This is a genomic window from Desulfovibrio sp. OH1186_COT-070, assembly GCF_003860215.1.
Lineage (GTDB): Bacteria > Desulfobacterota > Desulfovibrionia > Desulfovibrionales > Desulfovibrionaceae > Desulfovibrio.
On sequence record NZ_RQYH01000006.1, the window covers coordinates 1 to 19,947 of the forward strand.

At 62.2% G+C, this 19,947-nt stretch carries 16 protein-coding genes and 1 tRNA gene; 9 read left to right on the plus strand and 8 right to left on the minus strand.

Annotated features, from left to right (window positions below; translation table 11 throughout):
• Nucleotides 1–86: 86 nt before the first annotated feature.
• A tRNA-Phe gene (locus tag EII23_RS03145) sits at nucleotides 87–162 on the minus strand.
• Nucleotides 163–387: 225 nt separating this feature from the next.
• Here EII23_RS03145 and EII23_RS03150 point away from each other — a divergent pair.
• From EII23_RS03150 to EII23_RS03170, 5 genes are all read left to right on the plus strand, one after another.
• Complete coding sequence (locus EII23_RS03150) at nucleotides 388–1,653, plus strand: phenylacetate--CoA ligase family protein (RefSeq protein WP_124791940.1); 1,266 nt, start codon at nucleotides 388–390, stop codon at nucleotides 1,651–1,653.
• A gap of 186 nt (nucleotides 1,654–1,839) precedes the next feature.
• The gene (locus tag EII23_RS03155; protein ID WP_124791941.1) at nucleotides 1,840–2,235 is read left to right on the plus strand and encodes a hypothetical protein; all 396 of its coding nucleotides are present in this window, start codon (nucleotides 1,840–1,842) and stop codon (nucleotides 2,233–2,235) included.
• Nucleotides 2,236–2,273: 38 nt separating this feature from the next.
• Nucleotides 2,274–2,618: an EF-hand domain-containing protein gene (locus tag EII23_RS03160; RefSeq protein ID WP_124791942.1), complete on the plus strand. Its 345-nt coding sequence runs from the start codon at nucleotides 2,274–2,276 to the stop codon at nucleotides 2,616–2,618.
• 121 nt (nucleotides 2,619–2,739) lie between these two features.
• Entirely contained in the window at nucleotides 2,740–4,533 is a 1,794-nt protein-coding gene (locus EII23_RS03165) for a YgiQ family radical SAM protein (RefSeq protein WP_124792039.1), read from the plus strand.
• A complete protein-coding gene (locus tag EII23_RS03170; RefSeq protein ID WP_124791943.1) occupies nucleotides 4,520–4,756 on the plus strand; it encodes a SlyX family protein in 237 nt (78 codons plus the stop codon). The genes EII23_RS03165 and EII23_RS03170 overlap by 14 nt, the downstream gene beginning before the upstream one ends.
• Before the next feature lie 163 nt (nucleotides 4,757–4,919).
• On the opposite strand, the gene EII23_RS03175 is transcribed toward EII23_RS03170, so the two are convergent.
• The 6 genes from EII23_RS03175 to aprB form a co-directional block, all read right to left on the minus strand.
• Nucleotides 4,920–5,639, minus strand: coding sequence for a DUF4200 domain-containing protein (locus tag EII23_RS03175; protein ID WP_124791944.1), 720 nt, complete (start codon nucleotides 5,637–5,639; stop codon nucleotides 4,920–4,922).
• Nucleotides 5,640–5,729: 90 nt separating this feature from the next.
• Complete coding sequence (gene qmoC, locus EII23_RS03180) at nucleotides 5,730–6,911, minus strand: quinone-interacting membrane-bound oxidoreductase complex subunit QmoC (protein ID WP_124791945.1); 1,182 nt, start codon at nucleotides 6,909–6,911, stop codon at nucleotides 5,730–5,732.
• 13 nt (nucleotides 6,912–6,924) lie between these two features.
• Nucleotides 6,925–9,192, minus strand: coding sequence for a hydrogenase iron-sulfur subunit (locus tag EII23_RS03185; RefSeq protein WP_124791946.1), 2,268 nt, complete (start codon nucleotides 9,190–9,192; stop codon nucleotides 6,925–6,927).
• 5 nt (nucleotides 9,193–9,197) lie between these two features.
• The gene (locus tag EII23_RS03190; RefSeq protein WP_124791947.1) at nucleotides 9,198–10,433 is read right to left on the minus strand and encodes a CoB--CoM heterodisulfide reductase iron-sulfur subunit A family protein; all 1,236 of its coding nucleotides are present in this window, start codon (nucleotides 10,431–10,433) and stop codon (nucleotides 9,198–9,200) included.
• 166 nt (nucleotides 10,434–10,599) lie between these two features.
• Entirely contained in the window at nucleotides 10,600–12,588 is a 1,989-nt protein-coding gene (gene aprA / locus EII23_RS03195; protein WP_124791948.1) for an adenylyl-sulfate reductase subunit alpha, read from the minus strand.
• 37 nt (nucleotides 12,589–12,625) lie between these two features.
• A complete protein-coding gene (gene aprB, locus EII23_RS03200) occupies nucleotides 12,626–13,114 on the minus strand; it encodes an adenylyl-sulfate reductase subunit beta (protein WP_124791949.1) in 489 nt (162 codons plus the stop codon).
• 525 nt (nucleotides 13,115–13,639) lie between these two features.
• Between aprB and EII23_RS03205 the strand changes: the two genes are divergently transcribed.
• Nucleotides 13,640–15,352: a 3-phosphoshikimate 1-carboxyvinyltransferase gene (locus EII23_RS03205; protein WP_124791950.1), complete on the plus strand. Its 1,713-nt coding sequence runs from the start codon at nucleotides 13,640–13,642 to the stop codon at nucleotides 15,350–15,352.
• A gap of 126 nt (nucleotides 15,353–15,478) precedes the next feature.
• On the opposite strand, the gene EII23_RS03210 is transcribed toward EII23_RS03205, so the two are convergent.
• Complete coding sequence (locus EII23_RS03210; protein WP_124791951.1) at nucleotides 15,479–15,916, minus strand: MbtF; 438 nt, start codon at nucleotides 15,914–15,916, stop codon at nucleotides 15,479–15,481.
• 86 nt (nucleotides 15,917–16,002) lie between these two features.
• Between EII23_RS03210 and EII23_RS03215 the strand changes: the two genes are divergently transcribed.
• The 3 genes from EII23_RS03215 (at nucleotide 16,003) to EII23_RS03225 (ending at nucleotide 19,939) form a co-directional block, all read left to right on the plus strand.
• Nucleotides 16,003–17,193 carry a pyridoxal phosphate-dependent aminotransferase gene (locus EII23_RS03215; protein ID WP_124791952.1) on the plus strand — a complete coding sequence of 397 codons (1,191 nt, stop codon included), beginning with the start codon at nucleotides 16,003–16,005 and terminating at the stop codon, nucleotides 17,191–17,193.
• Between the two features lie 313 nt (nucleotides 17,194–17,506).
• The gene (locus EII23_RS03220) at nucleotides 17,507–18,991 is read left to right on the plus strand and encodes a flagellar hook protein FlgE (protein ID WP_124791953.1); all 1,485 of its coding nucleotides are present in this window, start codon (nucleotides 17,507–17,509) and stop codon (nucleotides 18,989–18,991) included.
• Between the two features lie 24 nt (nucleotides 18,992–19,015).
• Complete coding sequence (locus tag EII23_RS03225) at nucleotides 19,016–19,939, plus strand: shikimate dehydrogenase (RefSeq protein ID WP_311768149.1); 924 nt, start codon at nucleotides 19,016–19,018, stop codon at nucleotides 19,937–19,939.
• Nucleotides 19,940–19,947 lie beyond the last annotated feature (8 nt).

Here is a 19,947-nt window from a genome sequence, read left to right on the forward strand (position 1 = left end):
CTTGTGTAACAAGTTTGTGTTACAAATGGAAGAATAAGCGTTTTATTTTTAGCCAGTTATAACTGATTGAACTGGTTGGATATTCATGGTGCCGAGGGACAGAATTGAACTGCCGACACGAGGATTTTCAGTCCTCTGCTCTACCAACTGAGCTACCTCGGCCCGTGCGGGATATGGTGATAGCCGCTTGGCGCGACTTTGGCAAGCATTTTTTGGCAAGGCAAAAAAACGTCGCTGTGCGCACAACGGCAGGCGCAGAGTATCGGGGCGCAAAAATATTTTGCAATGCACTGTAATCAATGTATAAATAAAAAAATGCTTGCAATATCGCAGGGCATTGCGTACACATGAATTTCTTGTCAATCCACCATGTACAAGGCGAAGGTTATGACCCGCAAAGACCGCACCGAAGGCATTTACAGCCGCCGCGAAGTGCTTGACGAAAGCGAGCGCCGCCAATACTGCCTCATCCAGTTGAAAGATCTGCTCTCCTATGCCTACCGCTATTCCGAAGATGTCAAAAAGCGTTTTGACCGCGCGCAGTTCAATGTGGAAAAATTCAAAACCATAGCGGACATCAAGCATATCCCCATTCTGAAGAAAAAAGAGCTTATCTTTTTGCAGTCCATGGGCCCGCGCCTCGGCGGGCTGCTGACCAAGGACATTGGCGAACTCAAGCGCATCTTTCTTTCCCCCGGCCCCATCTTTGACCCCGAAGACCGCGGCGAAGACTATTGGGGCTATACCGAAGCCTTCTATTCCGTGGGTTTCCGGCCCGGCGATGCCGTGCAGAATACCTTCAACTACCAGTTGACCCCCGCAGGGCTGATGTTTGAGGAGCCCCTGCGCAACCTGGGCTGCGCCGTCATCCCCGCCGGCCCCAGCGATGCCTCCACCCAACTGGACATCATGCAGAAGCTGCGTGTTTCCGGTTATGTGGGCACGCCGAGTTTTCTCATGCACCTGGCCCAGAAAGCCGAAGAAAAAGGCCTCAACCTGCGCAAGGATCTTTTTCTGGAGGTGGCTTTTGTCACCGGCGAACGCCTGTCCGAAAAAATGCGCTCCCAGATGGAAAAAAAGTACGATCTGGTCATGCGTCAGGGCTACGGCACAGCGGATGTCGGCTGTATCGGCTACGAATGCTTTCACAAAAACGGCCTGCACATTGCCAACCGCTGCTATGTGGAGATCTGCCATCCCGACACCGGCATCCCCCTCAAGGACGGCGAAGTGGGCGAAATCGTTGTCACGGCCTTCAACAAAACCTATCCCCTGATCCGGCTGGCCACGGGCGATCTTTCCTATATTGACCGCTCGCCCTGCGCCTGCGGCCGCACCAGTCCCCGCCTGGGAAGTATTGTGGGCCGCGTGGACACCACCGCGCGCATCATGGGCATGTTTGTCTATCCGCATCAGGTGGAACAGGTCATGAGCCGCTTTGAAGAGATCAAACGCTGGCAGATCGAGGTCACCAATCCGGGCGGCATCGACGAGATGGTTCTCTTTGTGGAAACCAGCGGCTTCAAACGCGAGGAGGAACTGCTCCACCTCTTCCGCGAAAAAATCAAACTGCGCCCCGAACTGCGCGTGCTTGCCCCCGGCAGCCTGCCGCCCCAGATCCGTCCCATTGACGACAAGCGGCACTGGGATTAAATGCCTTATGGGCGAAAAATTTTTGCGACGCGGCGTCTGAGCCGTTGCCCCCAAATATTCCGGCAGGCTCCGTGCGCATCTGGTTTTTCCCACGTTGCGCACAAAATCCGGTTTTCCGGGGGCAGCGCAAAAACCAAAAGCGGCTGGCGGCAGAAAATGGCCTGACCTGCCGCGCACGGAGGTTCCATGAGTGCAAGCGACCTTGCCGTGGACAAGATTGTCCAGTGGCTGCGCCAGCGCCACGATCTGACCATGCAGACCGAGGCCCGCGCTCTGGACTGCCTTGAGGCGGGCGATGTTCCCGGCCACAACGCCGGTATGCGCCAAAAAGCCGAACTGCTGGCAAACATGGCCGAAGAGGCTCGCCCGCATCTGGAAGGACTGCCGGGCGAAGCGCGTTTTCAGTTCGCCGTGGCGCTGGAAAACTTCTCGGCCAGCGCGCGTACCGCCCTGCGCCTCAACTCGCTTTTTTACATGTCGGCCCTGCTCTATCCGGACGATCACAAAAAGGGCGATCCGGACAACCTCTCCCTGTGCATTGAGCGCATGGCGGAGCAGAAAACAGAATTTCGGGCTGGTTGACCACACCGCCCGGCCAACCCGCATGCAAGGAGTATCGCATGAAACGCGTCTTTTTTCTTCTTTTTCAGGCTCTGGCCGTTCTCTGCCTGACGGCGGGAGCAGCCTTGGCCCAGCCTGCCGAGGACGGCAAGGAGGACAGGTTTGCCCGCATGGATACCAACAAGGACGGCAAAGTCGTCTACGAGGAATTCAAGGCCGCCTTTCCCGATATGCGTGAAGAAGCCTTTACCGTCATTGACAAAAACAAAGACAAGGGCATTGACCGCGAAGAATGGAATGCCTTCATGAAAAATCATGCAGCGGACACAAAGGGAGCAGAAGGTACGGGCGGCTGCCCTGCTTCCTCCCACCCCCCTCTGGTGACGCCCCCTGATGGCAAGTAAACGCGCGGCAGGCCGCACGCAGGGCGGCCTGGGCACGAAAATCCGGCGGCAGCCGCGCGCTGCCGCCGGATTTTTTGCTCCCCCCCAAGCCCGTCCCAACGCCCAGCCCCTCTTTGTGCCCATGAGCGCGGAAGAAATGCGCGCACAGGGCTGGGAAGAGCTGGACGTGCTGCTGGTCACCGGCGATGCCTATGTGGACCACCCCTCTTTCGGCAGCGTCCTGCTGGCCCGCTGGCTTGTCCACCACGGCTACAGAACGGGCATTGTGGCCCAACCCCGCTGGGAAACTCCCGACGACCTTCTGGTCATGGGCAGGCCGCGCCTTTTTGTGGGGGTCAGCGCGGGCGCTCTGGACTCCATGCTCGCCCACTACACGGCTTTCAGGAAAAAACGCAACGACGATGCCTATACCCCCGGCGGCAGGGCCGGAGCGCGCCCCAACCGGGCCTGCCTGGTGTATGCCAATCTGGCACGGCGGGCCTTTCCGGGCCTGCCCGTCATTCTTGGGGGCATTGAGGCCAGCCTGCGCAGGGTCAGCCACTATGATTTCTGGACCGACTCCCTGCGCAAGCCCATTCTTGCGGACGCCAAGGCAGACCTGCTCATCTGGGGCATGGGAGAATACGCCATTCTGGAGTGTGTCCGGCGGCTGGAAAAAGGCGCAGATCTGCAGGGCATCGCAGGCACGGCCTGGCTGGACAGGCTGAACGCCCAAAACCGCCCCGCCGGGTTGCCGCCCCACATGGCCGACAGCCCGTGCCTTGCCCTGCCCGCCCACGAGGCCATTCTGGAAGATCCTTTCCTGCTCATGGAACTGACCCGAAGCCTGGAGCGTCAGGTACACCGGCAGGATGCCTGGGCCGTGCAGCCAGTGGGGGGCCGCGCCCTGGTTCTGGCAAAACCGGCTCCCCCCCTGAGCAGCGCGGACATGGATAGCCTCTATGGCCTGCCCTTCTGCCGCCGCCCCCACCCGAGCTACACAAAGCCCATCCCTGCCGCCAGCATGATGCGCACCAGCATCACCAGCCACAGGGGCTGCGGCGGAGGCTGCTCCTTCTGCTCCCTGGCCCTGCATCAGGGGCGACGCATCAGCTCCCGCTCGGCGTCCTCCATTCTGGAAGAAGTGCGCCTGCTGGCCCGGCAAAACCTGGACAGCGGCAAAGGCCCGGTGGCTGTTTCCGACATTGGCGGGCCTACCGCCAACATGTGGCAGGGCTTCTGCGCTCTGGACAGGGACAAAGAAGACGCTGCGCACCGCTGCCGCCGCGCCAGTTGCTGCCACCCTGCGGTCTGCAAATTTTTTCGCACTCCCCAGCACAACCATGTGGAACTGCTACGCGAGGCGGCAGCCCTGCCCCATGTGAAGCAGGTGCGTGTGGCCAGCGGCGTGCGGGCCGATCTGGCCCTGCGGGACCCTACGGCCCTGAACGCCTATACGGGCGAATTCACGGGAGGACAGCTCAAACTGGCCCCGGAGCATTGCGCGCCGCACATTCTGGAACTCATGCGCAAGCCCCGGCTGGAAGTTTTTGAAGCTTTTCTGGAAAATTTTGTGCGCCAGAGCCGGGCAGCGGGCCGCGAACAGTATGTGGTGCCGTATCTCATGAGCGCCTTTCCCGGCTGCACGGACGAAGACATGCGCACCCTCGCCCGCTGGCTGCGCCAGCGCCGCTGGAGGCCCCGCCAATGCCAGTGTTTCATCCCCACGCCGGGAACCATCGCCACCGCCATGTATTACAGCGGCCGCAACGAAGCGGGCGAGCCCATTCCCGTGGCGCGCACCGATGCGCAACGGTTGCGCCAGCACCATATTCTTTTTCCCGCTGACGCGGAGACGGGCGGCTCGCAACAAAAGCCGCTCCCACGGCGGCGGCCCTCCCCCACCGCCCGCAGGAGGAAACATGCCCAGCCCTGACCATCACTCTGACCATCGACTTGACCGCCTGGAAGAATTGGCCTTTTTTCAGGAAGAACGCCTGCACGCCCTGGATGCCGCCCTTACAGCCCAGCAGGCGCAACTGGACCGGCTGGAAAAAAGCATGGCCCAAACGGCAGACATTCTCCGCCAACTGCGCGAAAAACTGGCTGACCAGCCGGAAAACGCCGCTCCTCCGCATTTTCTGCCCCGGCACTGGTGAGTACCAAAGAACCATATGGCGGCATCGGATGTACACTGGCTGGCATTTCCCGCGCTTGGGATGCCCAAAATACCACCAAAAAACACCGCCAAAGCACAACAGGCCCCGGCTGTACCGGGGCCTGTTGTGCTTGCTGCCCGGCCTTCAGGCCGGGCACAATTTTCTAGAAGCCGAAACCGTCGCTGTCGGCTCCGGAAGAGCCGAAGCCAAAATCATCGGGCACGGCATTCTCTTCCTGCGCGGGAGCCTCTTCGGCGGCACCGGCAACGCCGGCAGCGGCCGCGCCGCCCACCACCATGCCCTTGAGGCCGTCCTTGATGGCGTCCTTGATGGTCATCATCAGGTCATCGTGGCTGATGGCCACTTTGCCCTGATACTCCGCCACCTGTTTGCGCAGACCGCCCATATCGGTATTCATGGCCTTGATCTTGGCCTCCAGCTCGTCCACTTTTTTGGACAGGCTCTCGGCCCGGGCCTCGGCAGGCTCCAGAGCGCGCACGCGTTCTTCCAGCGCAGCGGCTGCGGCAGTCTGGGCGGCCATACTGCTGTAGCTGTCGGCCAGGGCTTTCAGGGTCTGGTCGCACAGGGCTTTGGTATAGCCGTCCATGGGCGCCAGGGAAACATTGTCCCCCAGCATGCTCCGGCCGGTATTCACAAAGGCGTCCCAAGCCTGCCCCTCAACCCAGTTCAGCTCCGTGAACTTGGGATACCAGCGGGCCAGCCAGGCAGCGGCAAAAGGCCCCACAGCCCTGGCGCAGCAGTCACAGGCAAGGGAACGCCCGGCCACAAAACCGGCGATTTCCTTGATGTCAATGCCCTCCTTGCCCACAACCAGGGCAAGCACGGACTCCACGGGAAAAACTTTGCGAGATGTATCGGACATGGCGGCCTCCTCCTCGGAGATCGTAGGTAGTTCAGAAACAGGGCCTTTCACCGCAAGGGTCAAGCCTCCGGCAGGCCGAAGGCTTGCCCGTCAGCTCCGGCCGTACATGCGGACATACAGCAGAGCCGCAGTGCGGTAGACAAAATGGCCCAGCTTGGACCAGGGCAGATAGGCAAACAGCATCCAGACGAAAACCAGGTGCAGATAGTACACCAGAAATGCGGGCACAATGGCATCCGCCAATCGGAAGCCCTGGGAAAGCACCCCGGTCACGGCCACCAGCCAGATAATGCCCAGCAGGTACCAGTCATACCAGTTGGAACCCTGAAGCCTGGGGTTCAGGCGCATGCGCCGCACCGTCAGGATGGCCAGACCGACCAGCAGCATCAGCGCGCCCACGTTGGCCAGAATCTTCACCGGAAAGAGCAGGGGCATGGGCGTTTCGATCTTGATGAACGGAATGACCTTGCCGCCCCAGTGCCCCACGGCCACCACAGTGGTCACAACAGCCAGAATGGCGAAGCTGTAAACCAGCAGCAAATGCCCTGCCTTGCGGTTGGGCGTATCCTTGCCGGTGGGAGGCCCGGCCTCGCAGTCGTCAAACTTGCGGTGGGTGATGATCTCTTCCCAGAGCACATCCCAGAGGTGCCATATCCAGCACTTGGTCTTGCCGATGACAGCCAGCGTGCCCTCCGGCCGGAACATGGCCCACAGCTTCATGACGCCTCGGGCGAGAATGAAGACCGCGCCAAAGAAGGTCAGGATGAAAATGGGGTCAATGGTATAGTCGCCGTAGAAAATCTGGCCAAACACGATGCGGCCGTCGGCAGCCCGTGGAAACCACTGGCCGCCGTTGAATCCGGCCCGTATCCACCAGACCACAAGCCAGAGAAGCGCCGGAATGGCAAACAGCACCGGCAGTCCGGAGGGTTTGCTCATGAGCCTGCCCACCACCGTGGGGGCGGTCAGATCCTTGTAGATGACATTGCGGGCAGCGCCCATGAGATCAGCAGGCTTTGCCCCACGGGGGCAGAGGTCGGAGCAGTTGCCGCAGTTGTGGCAGAGCCACAGATCCACATCGCCGCGCAGCTTGTCCTTGAGGCCCCAGGAGGCCCAGACCATCTCCTTGCGCGGATAGGGGGCATTGGCCGGAGCCATGGGGCAGGCCACAGAGCAGGTGGCGCACTGGTAGCACTTCTTGAGGGACTCGCCCCCCGCCTCGTCCAGCGCCCTGACGAACTCCAGATCAGGTTTGATAGTACATTGTGCCATTGCTGCCTTCCTCCTACATGCCCTTGAACGGGTTGGGGCCCATGGCCATGATGCGATCCACAAAGGCGTCAATCATGCCGGGCACTTTGTCATATTCGTCAATGGCCACCTCGAACTGTTCCACCCGCTCTGCCTCCACGCCCAGGCGGTTGAGCGTTTCGGCAATATTTTCCTTGCGCCGCGAACAGATTTCAGAGCCTTTCACAAAGTGGCACTGATAATCATCGCCGTACTTGCAGCCCAGCATCATGACGCCGTCAAAGCCCTTGCTCATGGCATCAGACACCCAGATGGCATTGACCGAACCGAGGCAGCGCACAGGGATGATGCGGCAATAGGGATTCCAGGAGCGGTTGCGCTCCCCGGCCATGTCCAGCGCGGGATAGGCATCGTTTTCGCAGGCCAGAATGAGTACGCGCGGCCCGTCCTTCTTGAAGTCCTTGGGAACCTGGACTTCACGGATCATGGAGCCGATCTGGTCGATATTGTAGTTGGCAAAGGAAATAACGCGTTCCGGGCAGGCCCCGAAGCAGGTGCCGCACCTGCGGCAACGCGCGGGATTGGGCCTGGGAGTGCCTTTTTCGTCATCGTCCAGAGCGCCGAAGGGGCATTCCTCGGTGCAGCGTTTGCACTGGGTGCAGCGCACAAAGTTGAACACCGGGTACGAAAGGTCGCCGGAACGGGGGTGCACGGCCATGCCGCGGCTGGCCGCCTCAATGCACTGCACGGCCTTGAGCACCGCGCCGCGCGCATCTTCCTCGCAGGCGTCCATGGTCAGGGGCTGGCGTACGCAGCCTGCGGCATACACGCCGGTGCGCCGCGTTTCGTAGGGGAAGCAGATGTAGTTGGAATCGGCAAAACCGTCAAAAAGCTCCAGATCGGGAAAGTCCGGCCCCTGGCGGTAGTCGAAGTTCACTGTCACGTCCTTGGCCGTGGTGGGCACAAGGCCGGTGGGCAGCACCACAAGGTCCACCTCAAGGTCAAAATCCATGCCCAAAAGCGTGTTTTTGCATTCCACAACCATATGGCCGCCAGCCTCGCGCACAGCGGTCACATCGGCCTTGGTCATCATCACGCCCAGGCGATCCTGCATTTTCTTGTAGAAGCGTTCCAGAATGCCGGGAACAGTCATATCCTTGTAAAGAATGAACGCCTGGCAGGCATCGTCGGTCTTTTCACATACCGTATTGGCCAGGCGGAGCATGCCCACGCTGTTCACCGCATTGGAGTAGGCCAGATGGCGGATGCTTTCCAAGTTTTCCTTGACAAAGGCCTTTTCTTCGCCCTCTTCTCCGCTTCCGGCTGCCGGGGAGGCTGCCTCCGCGCTCTCCGCCGCCCCGGCGGCAGCCTTGCGCGCCGCGTCCTCGGCCAGGGTCGTGTCCAGCACAAAGGCGATGCGCCGCGCGCTCACCTGCCCGGCCACCAGCATCTTGCCAAAGGTGGCCGCGTCCACCACGGCGGGATTTTGCCCAAGGCCCATGGGCGCGAGAAACTTCTGGTCCAGAGGCGTCCAGCCCGTGGCCAGCACCACTGCGCCCACCGCACAGGTTTGCGGCCCGGAGGGCGTTGCCACCGTGGCCGTGAACTCGCCGGGCTGGCCCTCAAGCTTTTCCAGACGGCTGTTCAGGTGCACCGTGATGCGGCTGTCGCCCTCCACCTGGCTGATCCTGCCCGCCAGAGGGGACGGCTGCTTTTCTTCCCAAGGGGAAGCCAGAGGGGACGCCATGGGAATATTGTTGGCCGCGCCGCCCAACCTGTCGGATTTTTCCACCAGCACGACTTCATAGCCTGTGGCCGCAGCCTCGGCTGCCGCCGCAAGCCCCGTCCAGCCGCCGCCAAGAACCATGATGCGCGCAACCCCCGCCACAGCGGCGGAATCGGGCACCTGACTTTTTTGCAGCTTGACCACGCCCATATTGACATAGTCACGCGCCATACCAGTCAGAAGCTCCGGCGCACAGGACACGTCCACAGGGCTTTTGTCGGGATTTCTGTATGCCTGCACGCATTGTTCGCGCAGGTTCACATGCTCCACCTGAACCGGAAAACGGTACAGCCCCGCCTCGGCGCGAGGAGAGGAGCCGCAGAGCAGCACGCCGTCAAGGGCGCTGCCCTCGATGTCCGCCGTGATTTCGTCCACAGCCTCGGCCAGCACCGGAACCACCTTGACAACAGGCGTCAGGTCGCCCCACTTCTGGCTTACCTGCTGGGCCAGAGCCTCCGCGTCAAGCCCGCCGCCGATATTCTGCTGGTCAAAATAGACGCCAATTTTACCGGCCATGCCGCCTACCTCCCTTTCACCGTTTGCACCGCCTTCAGGGCGGCGGCTGTGCCGGACTGCGCGGACCGCATCACATCAAGGGGCATGCGCGCACACCCGGCGGCGAAAATGCCCGCCTCCTCGCCGCCTGCGACAAAACCGTCCTCGTCGAGGGGCAGGGGCAGGGGCGCGTCTTCACCGGCCAGCGAAGGTTGCATGCCTGTGGCCAGCACCACAAGGTCATAGTCCAGAGTCAGTTTTTCGCCGCGCACAGCGTCTTCTGCCGTAATGCGCACCGTGTCGCCGGGCGCCTGCACACAGTCGGCCACCTTGCCCTTGACAAAACAGACATTGGGCTGGGCCTTGACCTTTTCGAGCACCTTCACATAACGGCCGGGAGCCCGCAGGTCTATGTAATAGACGGTGATCCGCGTTTGGGGATTCTGCTCCGCCAGGTACAGGCACTGCTTGAGCGTGGCCATGCAGCAGATATACGAGCAGTAGTTCAGATGATTCTGGTCGCGCGAACCGGCACACTGCACAAAGGCCACCTGCTGCGGCATCCTGCCGTCGGAGGGGCGTACGATACGGCCGCCGGTGGGCCCGAAGGGCGAAGCCAGACGCTCGAGCTGCATGTTGGACACGCAATTTTTGACCGTTCCCGCGCCGAGATTGGTCAGGCGGGTCACGTCATAGGGCTTCCAGCCTGTGGCTACAACTACTGCCCCGATGCGCAGTTCCAACTCGCGCGGCTGCTCCGTCACGTCAAGAAATTTGTTGCCCGCTACCCTGGCCGTGTCGGCCTTGGAAAGACAGGAGAGGTCAAGGGTATAGCGGCTGGGGAAAGCAAAGGGCATATCCTTGTGGAGGGCCTTGCGCTTGGCAAGCCCAAGCTCAAACTCGCTCGCGCTCTCCCCCTCAAGGCTGGAGGCCAGCAGGCTGAAATCCACATTGTGCGGCGCCGTATGCCGGGGGCTGATGCGTACCGTGGCCGTATAGTCGCCCTTGACGCCCCTGAAACCCACCACGCGGGCCTGGGTGAAAAATTTGATGCGCGGATTGTTCCTGATGCGCTGGAACTGGATTTCCAAGCCGCAGGAGGGGGGACAGAGTTTGGGAAAATATTTGTTGAGCTGAGCCACACGGCCCCCGAGCCAGGGCGACTTTTCGACGATATAGACGTCGTGGCCCAGTTCCGCCGCTTCAATGGCGGCTGTGAGGCCTGCAAAGCCGCCGCCCACGACGAGAATGGCATTGGACATCCTGGATATCCTCCTGCGTTGTTGCATCGCGGCGGTGGAAGGGATCGGCCCCCTGCCGCAAAAATAAGGACGGGCCGCGGGCGACCGGAGCCAAAGCCACGGACGCACCGTTTCAGCCTCAAGGGGCGGCCTTTTGGCCGCCCCTTTTTTGCACCAGTGCCGCCGACTAGTCGGGGATGATCTGGTAGTAGGGCTTCTTGAAGATCTTGGTTTCGCCGGTGGCGGGATCGTACTTGGAGTTCACAAAGCACTTCCACTTGCCGTCGTCCAGACCCATGAAGTCCGCGCGGTAGTAGAATCCGGGATACCGGGATTCTTCGCGGAAGGCGATGTGCTGCATGTGCAGGCGCACCGTCCACAGGCGGTGGTAGTTTTCCCAGCAGCGCAGCAGTTCGTGCAGGTCACGGGCGGCCAGCTTGGCGGAGTCTTCCTCCATCATGCCGAGCAGGTCGAAGCCGGTGTCCAGCAGAGCCTTGGAGGTGGTGTAGTAGGTGCCCACACCGCCGCCGTATTCGTCCGTGCACTTCACAAGGCGCATCATGAAGTTCTTGGGCGTGATGTAGTTGGGGTTGACCACCGGGTCGGTGGAGGCGTCCTTGCCGGCCAGGTAGTTGTAGTACGGACGGTATATGAGCTTCTTGAGCTCGTCGGCGCTTTCCTTGATCTCGGGCTTGAAGTCCTTGTGATCCAAGCACCAGCGCACCATCTGCTTGCCGGCGATGCGTCCTTCGGCGTGGGAGCCGGAGGAGAATTTGTGGCCGGAAGCGCCCACGCCGTCAGCGCAGGTGAAGAGGCCTTCCACGGTGGTCATGCGGTTGTAGACCTTGCCGTTGGACGCCTTGACCTTGTAGTCATCGGGAACCCAGGATTCGTCGGGCCCGGAAACCCAGATGCCGCAGCAGCCGGAATGGGAGCCGAGCAGATAGGGTTCGGTGGGCATGATTTCGGAGCCGCGTTCTTCCGGAGCGGTGTTGGTGGCCGCCCACAGGTTGGCCTGACCAACGCACATGTCGAGGAAGTCTTCCCAGGCTTCGGACTCAAGCTCTTTCTGCTGTTCTTCGTTCAGCGTGGCGAAGGTGGTCTGCAGGGCGGTCTTGGTGTCCATGTAGATGGGGCCGCGGCCTTCGCGCATTTCGCGCAGCATCATGTGGTTGCGCAGGCAGGTGGGGATAACGTGGCCCTTGGCGTAGCCGCGATCCTCATAGGGCTTGAGCATGGCGCGGTTGGTCACGCAATAGTCCTCGCCCCTGCTGTTGGTGGCCTTGGCCTTGAACAGCAGGAACCAGGCGCCCACAGGCCCGTAGCCGTCCTTGAAGCGGGCCGGGACGAAGCGGTTTTCCATCATGGTCATTTCCGCGCCGACCTGGGCACACATGGTGTAGGTGGAACCGGCGTTCCACACGGGATACCACGCACGGCCCATGCCTTCACCGGTGGAGCGGGGACGGTACACGTTCACCGCGCCGCCTGCGGCGACCATGATGGTGTTGGCCTTGAAAATATGCACTTCGTTGGCGCGCAGGTTGAAGCCCACGGCACCGGCAATGCGGTTGGGGGTATTTTTGTCGAGCAGCAGCTTCACGATGAAAATGCGCTCCATGATGCGGTCTTCACCCAGGGCATTCTTGGCGGCTTCGGCCACGATGCACTTGTAGGATTCGCCGTTGATCATGATCTGCCAGCGGCCGGAACGCACAGGCTCGTCGCCCTTGCGCAGGCTCTTGCCAGCGGCCTTGGCGGCAGCGCCGTTCATGTTGTGGCCGTCATCGCCCTTGATCCAGCAGGGCAGGCCCCAGTCTTCAAACAGATGCACGGAGTCGTCCACATGGCGGCCGCAGTCGAAGATCAGGTCTTCGCGCACCAGGCCCATGAGGTCGGTGCGGACCATGCGCACATAATCGTCGGCGCTGTTTTTGCCCAGGTAGGTATTGATGGCCGACAGGCCCTGGGCCACGGCGCCGGAACGCTCAAGAGAGGCCTTGTCGCACAGCAGGATTTTGAGATTGTGCTTGTCGCCCCAGCGCACGGCTTCAAAAGCGGTTCCGCAGGCACCCATGCCGCCGCCCACGATGAGCAGGTCAACCGCATGTTCTTTCACTTCAGGCTCGGCAATGGCCACACCCTTGATGGCTTCCTTGACGGGAATCATTGGCATAATGGTTTCTCCTTGTCGCACTAGCGGTTGCAAAGACCTAGCGGCCGTGTTCCATGCAGGTGAAGACCTTGCCGGCATCCTCAACATCGAACTTCTTGCCGAGCACTTCCTTGGGAGCCACAAGGCTCGTTTCGGTGAAGAGCAGTTCGTCTTCGATATTGGCGCCTTCGGGATGGCCTTCAAAAGGTTTGATGGAGCCTTCCGGCGTGGTGCGAATGGGGAACTTGAAACGCTTCACATTGCCGTTGCGGAACTGCACCGTCCACATGATGGAGTCGGCCGAGCGCAAGGGGATACAGGTGCCGCCCATCGGCGCGAAGTCGGCATAGGGACGGGCCGTGATGGCTCCCTGGGGGCAGATCTTCACGCAGGAATAGCATTCCCAGCACGCATCGGGTTCCTGGTTGTAGGCCTTCATTTCCTCGGCGTCGAGGATCATGAGGTCGTTGGGGCAGATGTACATGCAGGCCGTCTTTTCGCCACCCTTGCAGCCGTCGCACTTGGACGGATCGACAAATGTCGGCATACTTATCCTCCAACCTTGTTGAGTGTTTATACGCCCGCCGATTGACGAGGCACACCGCTTTTTCCGCTTGTCCAGCCGCCCGGACGCCTCCACGATGAAGACAGGGCGAATGGCTTGCGCAATTAATAACAAGCTCTGCGTGGCCGCGTCAAGCCCCCTTCGGAAATTTTTGCGGCTCGCAACACAAAAAAATGCCGTGGCGGCAACGGCAGGACGCCGAAAAATGCGCTCCAGACACGGGTTGCGCCAGTCCGGAGGCTTTTTTTGCAGCCTGCCGCGCAGGCGGCAAAAAAAGCAAAAAATCTCCCGAAACCTCCCTCCCGTTCCCGCAGGCGCGCCCGCCACACCACCTCTTGCGCGAAAACCTGATCCGGGATATGATATTGAGCTGTACGGCGGAAATTCAGGCCAGAGCCCGGACAAAGTTCACACAACGCCCCGCCGCTGCCCATGCGCACCACCCCCATGAGCCGCCTTGTGCCGTTTTTCGCACAAAAGAGGCAATCCCCGCCACAGGACAATAACATGACCGATCAGCCCAACCGCCCAAGCCGGAGCCGCCCTCCCCGCGAAGGGCAGGAGCGCCCCCGCCGCCCCCTGCGCGAAACCGTCTGCGAAATCGACCGCGACATCCTGCGCCTGCTGCTGCGCCGCGCCAACATTCTGGCCCGCATGCGCGGCGGCAAGGCCCGCCTTGACCCTGCGGAAGAAAAAACCATCCGTGAAGCGTGGGAGGCTGCTGTCACGCGCGTCAGCCGCGATGCGCGCCTTTCCGGCCATTTTTTCTCGCTGATGCAGGAAGTGGAGTTTTTGCCCAAACCAGCCGCCTTGCAAGATGCGGAAACCGGGGACGCTCCGGCATCTGCCCCCCGCACTGCCTTCAATCTGGCACCGCCTTCCCGCGCCGTGCGCCTGCGCATGCCCGGCCCTCTGGCCTGCCGCGCCGCCCGCGCCTGGCTCATGCTGGCGGCGGCCACCGGGCAGCCCCTGCGGCTCGCGCACTGCCTGATGAACGACCCTCTGGTGGACTGCGTGAAAATGCTCTGCCAGGCCGGAGCCGCCCTGACCCGCGAGGACGACGGCGTGACCGCCCGGCAAACAGCACCTCTGGCCGCACCGGACAAGGTCATCCATGTGGGCGACAGCGCCTGGAATTTCTTTTTGCTGTTGGGGCACTATCTGGGGCGGCCTTCCCGCGCCAAGTTCACCGGTGCAACCGGCCTGAAGCTGACAGACCTTTCCTCCGTGCGCCGCTTTCTGCCCGCTCTGGGCGCGCGCCTCACGCCCGTGATTCCCACAAGCGAAGGACTGCCGGCACGTCTGGAATGTTCCGGCATGCTGCCGGACTCCGTTGCCCTGCCCGCCGACGTTCCGGCAGCACTGGCGGAAGCCATCCTGCTGGCGGCCCCGGGATACGCGACTCCCCTCACGCTGGATCTGGCAGCCCATCCCGCCAGAGATCTTGTTCTGGCCCGTACTCTCCCTCTGTTGCGCGCCGCCGGAGCGGATATGCAGGCTGACGGCCACAGCGTGCGGGTGCATCCCTCAAGCTTGCGCCTTCCCGCCGCGCCCGAAATTCCCATGGAGCCGGAACTGGCTGTTTTTCTTCTGGCCCTGCCTCTGGTGCTGGGCGGCGAAGCGCAACTGGACGGCATCTGGCCCGTCTGGGCCAGCCCCGCCGGAGACATGCTGCGGGCCTGCGGGCTGGACGTGCGTTTTCAGACCGGAGACGGCGGGAGCGTGCTGGCCCGTGCCCAGGCTCCGCTCAAAAACTTTACCCCTGCGGCCATTCCTGCGGCTTTTCCCGCCGCGTGGATGCCCCTGCCCCTGGCTCTGGCCGCCTGTGCCGCCCTGCGAGGCGGTGAAAGCGCACTGCCCCCCCTGCCGCCGCAAGCAGACCCCCGCGAGGCAGAAGGTTTTCTGCATGCCGTCGGCCTTGAAAAAGCGGAAGACGGCCGCCTGCAAAAAAGGGAGCAGTCGGGGCCAGGCGCTGTCTGGAACGCGCCCTCCCCGGCCTGGGCGCTGGCTCTGGCGCTGGCCGCCTGTGCCAGCCCGCACCAGAAGCTGGGCAATCCCGGCATCATGACCGGCCTGTACCCTGCTTTCTGGTCGCTGTACAACGCCCTGCCGGAGCCAGCCCTGCGCCGTCCGGAACCGTCCGCCGAGCCTCCGGCCCGCCGGCGCGTCATCACCGGATCTGTCGCCGTGCCGCCGGAAATACGGGAAGACGACATCTGAAGACCCGCGCACAACGCGGCCGATACATACAAAAAAACAGAAGCCGCCGCAGGAATTCCTGCGGCGGTTGTATCTGGCTGTCCGGGCTGCGGGCCCGGACGCTATCTTTGCGCAAAAAACGTCTTTTTATTCCTGGGTGAAGCGGTACAGCCGGACAGCCAGAGGCTGCATGCTCTTTCTGCTCATGGCGGCAACCACAAAGGAAAAATCCCTGGTCTTGCCCGCTGGCGGGCACGGCCCCCGGTAATGGCGGGACAAAACGCCTTCGGGGATCACGCCCGAAACATCATTGTCCCACATGCCGCCGCCAAGAAAAATCTCGCTCCCGTCTTCCACATATTCCATGAGGCGCACGTCAAAATAGTCGGTACCGGCGGGGATGTCGGCTACCTGAATTTCGGGCGAAATCCGCGAGCAGCGGTGCACATCGCGCAGGGCCACGGTAACGGACATGCCGCCGGGAACCGGCTGTTCGTCCTTGGCGGCGCAGGCGGAGAGCAGAACGGCAAGACAAAAAACACAAACCAGCACACGCGCCGCAGCGCACGAAGAACCAAGACCCATGGAATCCTCCGGAGAACGGTTGCCTTGTGCAGATTTTGAAAGCATACTCAATGCCCGCAACAAAGACAACCATACGGGAGCTTTTCATGTCAATTCTTGCCGACAGTGTTTCCGGCTATCTGGAGCACGCCTCATGGATCCGCCGCATGTTTGAGGCGGGCGGGCAGCTCAAGGCCCGCTTTGGGGAGGATCAGGTCTGCGACTTCAGCCTGGGCAATCCCGACCTGCCCGCGCCGCCCGCCGTGGCCCGCGGCCTGCGGGAATTCGCCGCCCGCGCCGAAGAACCCTTTGCCTTCGGCTACATGCCCAACGGCGGTTTTGCCTGGGCGCGCGAAAAACTTGCCGCCCATCTCGCTGCGGAACAGGGTGTGGACATGGATGCGCGCCACGTCATTTTGGGCTGCGGCGCGGCAGGTGTGCTCAACGCCTTTTTCCGGGCGACGCTCAACCCCGGCGACGAAGTGCTGGGCTTTGCCCCCTATTTTGTGGAATACGGCTTTTACGCCGCCAACCACGGGGCAAATTTCCGCGCGGTCATGAGCAAAAAAGACACTTTTACCCCGGATCTGACGGCTCTGGAAAAAGCCATTGGTCCCAAAACCCGCGCCGTGCTCGTCAATTCGCCCAACAATCCCACGGGGGTCATCTACAGCCAGGACGATATGGCGGCCCTGACGGAACTGCTGGCAGCGCAAAGCCGCCGGTACGGCAGGCCCATCTGGCTGATCTCCGACGAACCGTACCGCTTTCTGGCCTATGACGGCGTGCAGGTTCCTTCTGTTCTGCCGCTCTATCCCCACGCGGTGATTGTCAGCTCCTTTTCCAAAAGCCTTTCCCTGCCGGGCGAGCGGCTGGGCTATGCCGCCATTTCTCCGCTGCTGGCCGAAAGCGCGGAACTCATGGCCGCACTGACCCTGACCACGCGCATTCTCGGCTTCGTGAACCCGCCTGTGATCGGCCAGCATATCATGGCCGCCGCTCTGGAAAGTCAGGTGGACACCAGCATCTACGCCGCCCGCCGCGCCGCCATGGCCCGCGTTCTCCGGGAGGCGGGCTACGACTTCCTGATGCCGGCCGGGGCATTCTATTTCTTCCCCAAGGCTCCCGGCGGGGACGATGTGGCCTTTGTCAACGCTTTGCTGGAAGAACGGATACTGGCGGTTCCGGGTACGGGCTTCGGCTGCCCCGGCCACTTCCGCCTGGCCTTCTGTGTGGACACAGCCGTCATCGAAAGATCTGCCCAGGGCTTTGCCAGGGCGCGCGCCGCAGCAAGCTGACCGGCACGTCCCCACACTGCCGCTGGCACAGAATATACGCTGGCACGGAATATGCTTTTTCGGAGCGGAGGGAAGTTCTTTCCCTTCGCTCCGATTTGCGTTGACACCGTCAACGCAAATCGGAAACCAGGAGCAGGCTGCGGCTTGCCCGCGCCGTCAAGCGACTGGTTTCCGTGCCTTCACCGCAAAGGCGGCATCGCCCACAGCGGTGGGGCAAAGCCCGCAGGGCGGGATTTGCCTTTGGAGGCAGGATCGGGAGGGAAGTTTTTTCCCTTCGCTCCGACTTTTTTCCGCAACGTCACGGAGGCCTTCAGTGAATTCTGCGTTATACATCGGGGCCACAGGCATGAAAGGCCTGGGCGCGGGCATGAACGTCATCACCCACAATCTGGCCAACGTCAGCACCATCGGCTACAAGGAGCAGGACGTCCAGTTCTCCGACCTCATCTATCCGGAGCAGGGCGGTATCGGCCGGTGGTGGGGAGCGCAGGAAAACTCCTATGTGGCCATAGGCCAGGCCGGAAAGGGCGTGCGTGTGGACACGGTGCGCACCCTGTTCGGACAGGGGGCTCTGGAATCCAGCAATACCGTGACGGATCTGGCCATTGCCGGAAAAGGCTTTTTTCAGGTCACTGACGGAACGCGAACCTATTACACGCGTGCGGGGGACTTTCGCAACGACAAGGAAGGCGTATTCCGCACGCCACAGGGCATGGCCCTCAACGGATACCGGCTCCAGCCCGACGGCAGCCCCGGCGGCCTTGAGCCGGTGACGGTTCCCCGATATTCGCCCATGCCGGCCAAGGCCACCTCGTCGCTGGACATGCGCCTGAATCTGGGGCTGGACACACAGCACAGCCTGGATCCGGCCAATCCCTATTTCAGCCTGCTGGGGCAGTTCAACGCCACGGGCACCCCCCCTCTGGCACCCTCTGCCTACGGCTACGCCCAGGGCATCGATCTTTACGATTCCGGCGGGAACGCCCGCACGGCCACCATCTATTTTGACGCCGCGCCGGACGCCACACCGGGCAGCACGGCGCAGTACCTCATTGCCCTTGCGCCGGAAAAGGAAGGCACCAGCGCGCAGGCCCTCATGGCGGGAACGCTGAGTTTCAATGTCCAGGGGCAACTCACGAGCATGTCGGCCTTTGTGCCTTCCGCCGGCGACAGCCTTCTGCCCGCCGACTGGATTCCGGCCATGCTCTCCGCAGACGGACTGCCGCAAATGGAGGCCATGGGCTCCACTGTCAGCGTCAACCTGGGCATCCGGGCTTTGGGCGGCTGGGTCAATCCTCCGGCCAATGCGGGTGCCGTGGGCACAGACCAGAGCCTTCTCCCGAGCATGGGCACAAACGCCGAACGCAGCGCCGACGCCACGGCCAATTATACTGGCGCTCCCACTCTGCGCTACGGCATGCAGGACGGTTATCCGGAGGGCATCCTCAGCCGCATCCACATCCATACCGACGGCATTGTCACGGGCTTCTACTCCAACAACCGGAGCATGGATCTCTGGCAGATCCCCCTCTGCCGCTTCACCAGCGAGGACGGGTTGCGCCGCGAGGGCGACAACCTCTTTTCCGCCACGCCCGCAGCGGGCGTCATGGGCATGGGCACGCCCGGTACAGAAAATTACGGCACTGTCCGTTCGTACAACATCGAGCAGTCCAATGTGGACATGGCCGCAGAAATGGTGGACATGATCATCACCCAGCGCGGATTCCAGTCCAACAGCAAGGTGGTGACCACAGCCGACCAGATGTTGCAGAGGGCGGTGGAACTCAAGCGTTCGTAATCCCGACCGCGCGGGCATCTTGCCGTGCCCGTGGCCGTGGACTACACTGCCCGCATGAAAAAAATCTTTCCGCGCCCCGGCGCGCGGGGCCTGATGCTCCCGCGCGCCGCAGCCGACGGCCATGCGGACATCTACGGCGTTGTCGGCTGGCCTCTGGCCCAGAGCCTCTCCCCCCTGCTGCACAATACGGGCTTTGCCGCCCTGGGCCTGCCCGCGCTCTACCGGCGCTTCGAGGTGCCGCCCCAGGCCCTCGCGGCCTTTATGGACAGCGTGCGCCTGCTGGGCATCAAAGGGTGCTCCGTGACCATCCCCCACAAGGTCGCCCTCCTGCCCCTGCTGGACGAAACCAGCCCTGTTGTTTGCCGTGTGGGGGCCGCCAACACGGTCTTCTGGCGCGAAGGCCGCCTTTGCGGGGAAAATACGGATGTCGCCGGTTTTCTGGCCCCTTTGGCCGATGCTCATCTCGCCGGGGGCGGGGCGCTCCTGCTGGGCGCGGGCGGAGCGGCCAGAGCCGCTGCCGCGGGCCTGCTTTCCCTGCCTGACGACAGACGCCCCTCCCAAATTTTTGTAGCCACGCCCTCTGACGCATCCCACCTCCCCCTGGCCGAAGAATTCGGCCTGCATCCCCTGCCCTGGCGGGAACGCCACCGCGTACAGGCCAGGCTCATTGTCAACGCCACCCCGCTGGGCATGCGCGGCAAGGCACAGGACGCAAGTCCCTACGATTTTTCTTCCCGCCTCCCACACACTATTGCCTACGACATGGTCTACAATCCCCTGGAAACCCGCTTTCTGCGGGAAGCGCGCAGCGCGGGCCTGACATGCGTTTCCGGGCTGGAAATGTTTTTCGCCCAAGGGGATGCCCAGTTCCGCCTCTGGACAGGACGCCCGCTGCCGCCCACGGCACGCCGGGCGCTGCATGCGGCCCTGACGGACGCTGCGCCCTGACCAGTGCC

What these genes read in the sequence shown, in the direction of transcription:
- EII23_RS03150 (WP_124791940.1), top strand. Translation starts at nt 388, where the DNA reads ATGACCCGCAAAGACCGCACCGAAGGCATTTACAGCCGCCGCGAAGTG.
- EII23_RS03155 (WP_124791941.1), top strand. Translation starts at nt 1,840, where the DNA reads ATGAGTGCAAGCGACCTTGCCGTGGACAAGATTGTCCAGTGGCTGCGC.
- EII23_RS03160 (WP_124791942.1), top strand. Translation starts at nt 2,274, where the DNA reads ATGAAACGCGTCTTTTTTCTTCTTTTTCAGGCTCTGGCCGTTCTCTGC.
- EII23_RS03165 (WP_124792039.1), top strand. Translation starts at nt 2,740, where the DNA reads ATGAGCGCGGAAGAAATGCGCGCACAGGGCTGGGAAGAGCTGGACGTG.
- EII23_RS03170 (WP_124791943.1), top strand. Translation starts at nt 4,520, where the DNA reads ATGCCCAGCCCTGACCATCACTCTGACCATCGACTTGACCGCCTGGAA.
- EII23_RS03175 (WP_124791944.1), bottom strand. Translation starts at nt 5,639, where the DNA reads ATGTCCGATACATCTCGCAAAGTTTTTCCCGTGGAGTCCGTGCTTGCC.
- qmoC (WP_124791945.1), bottom strand. Translation starts at nt 6,911, where the DNA reads ATGGCACAATGTACTATCAAACCTGATCTGGAGTTCGTCAGGGCGCTG.
- EII23_RS03185 (WP_124791946.1), bottom strand. Translation starts at nt 9,192, where the DNA reads ATGGCCGGTAAAATTGGCGTCTATTTTGACCAGCAGAATATCGGCGGC.
- EII23_RS03190 (WP_124791947.1), bottom strand. Translation starts at nt 10,433, where the DNA reads ATGTCCAATGCCATTCTCGTCGTGGGCGGCGGCTTTGCAGGCCTCACA.
- aprA (WP_124791948.1), bottom strand. Translation starts at nt 12,588, where the DNA reads ATGCCAATGATTCCCGTCAAGGAAGCCATCAAGGGTGTGGCCATTGCC.
- aprB (WP_124791949.1), bottom strand. Translation starts at nt 13,114, where the DNA reads ATGCCGACATTTGTCGATCCGTCCAAGTGCGACGGCTGCAAGGGTGGC.
- EII23_RS03205 (WP_124791950.1), top strand. Translation starts at nt 13,640, where the DNA reads ATGACCGATCAGCCCAACCGCCCAAGCCGGAGCCGCCCTCCCCGCGAA.
- EII23_RS03210 (WP_124791951.1), bottom strand. Translation starts at nt 15,916, where the DNA reads ATGGGTCTTGGTTCTTCGTGCGCTGCGGCGCGTGTGCTGGTTTGTGTT.
- EII23_RS03215 (WP_124791952.1), top strand. Translation starts at nt 16,003, where the DNA reads ATGTCAATTCTTGCCGACAGTGTTTCCGGCTATCTGGAGCACGCCTCA.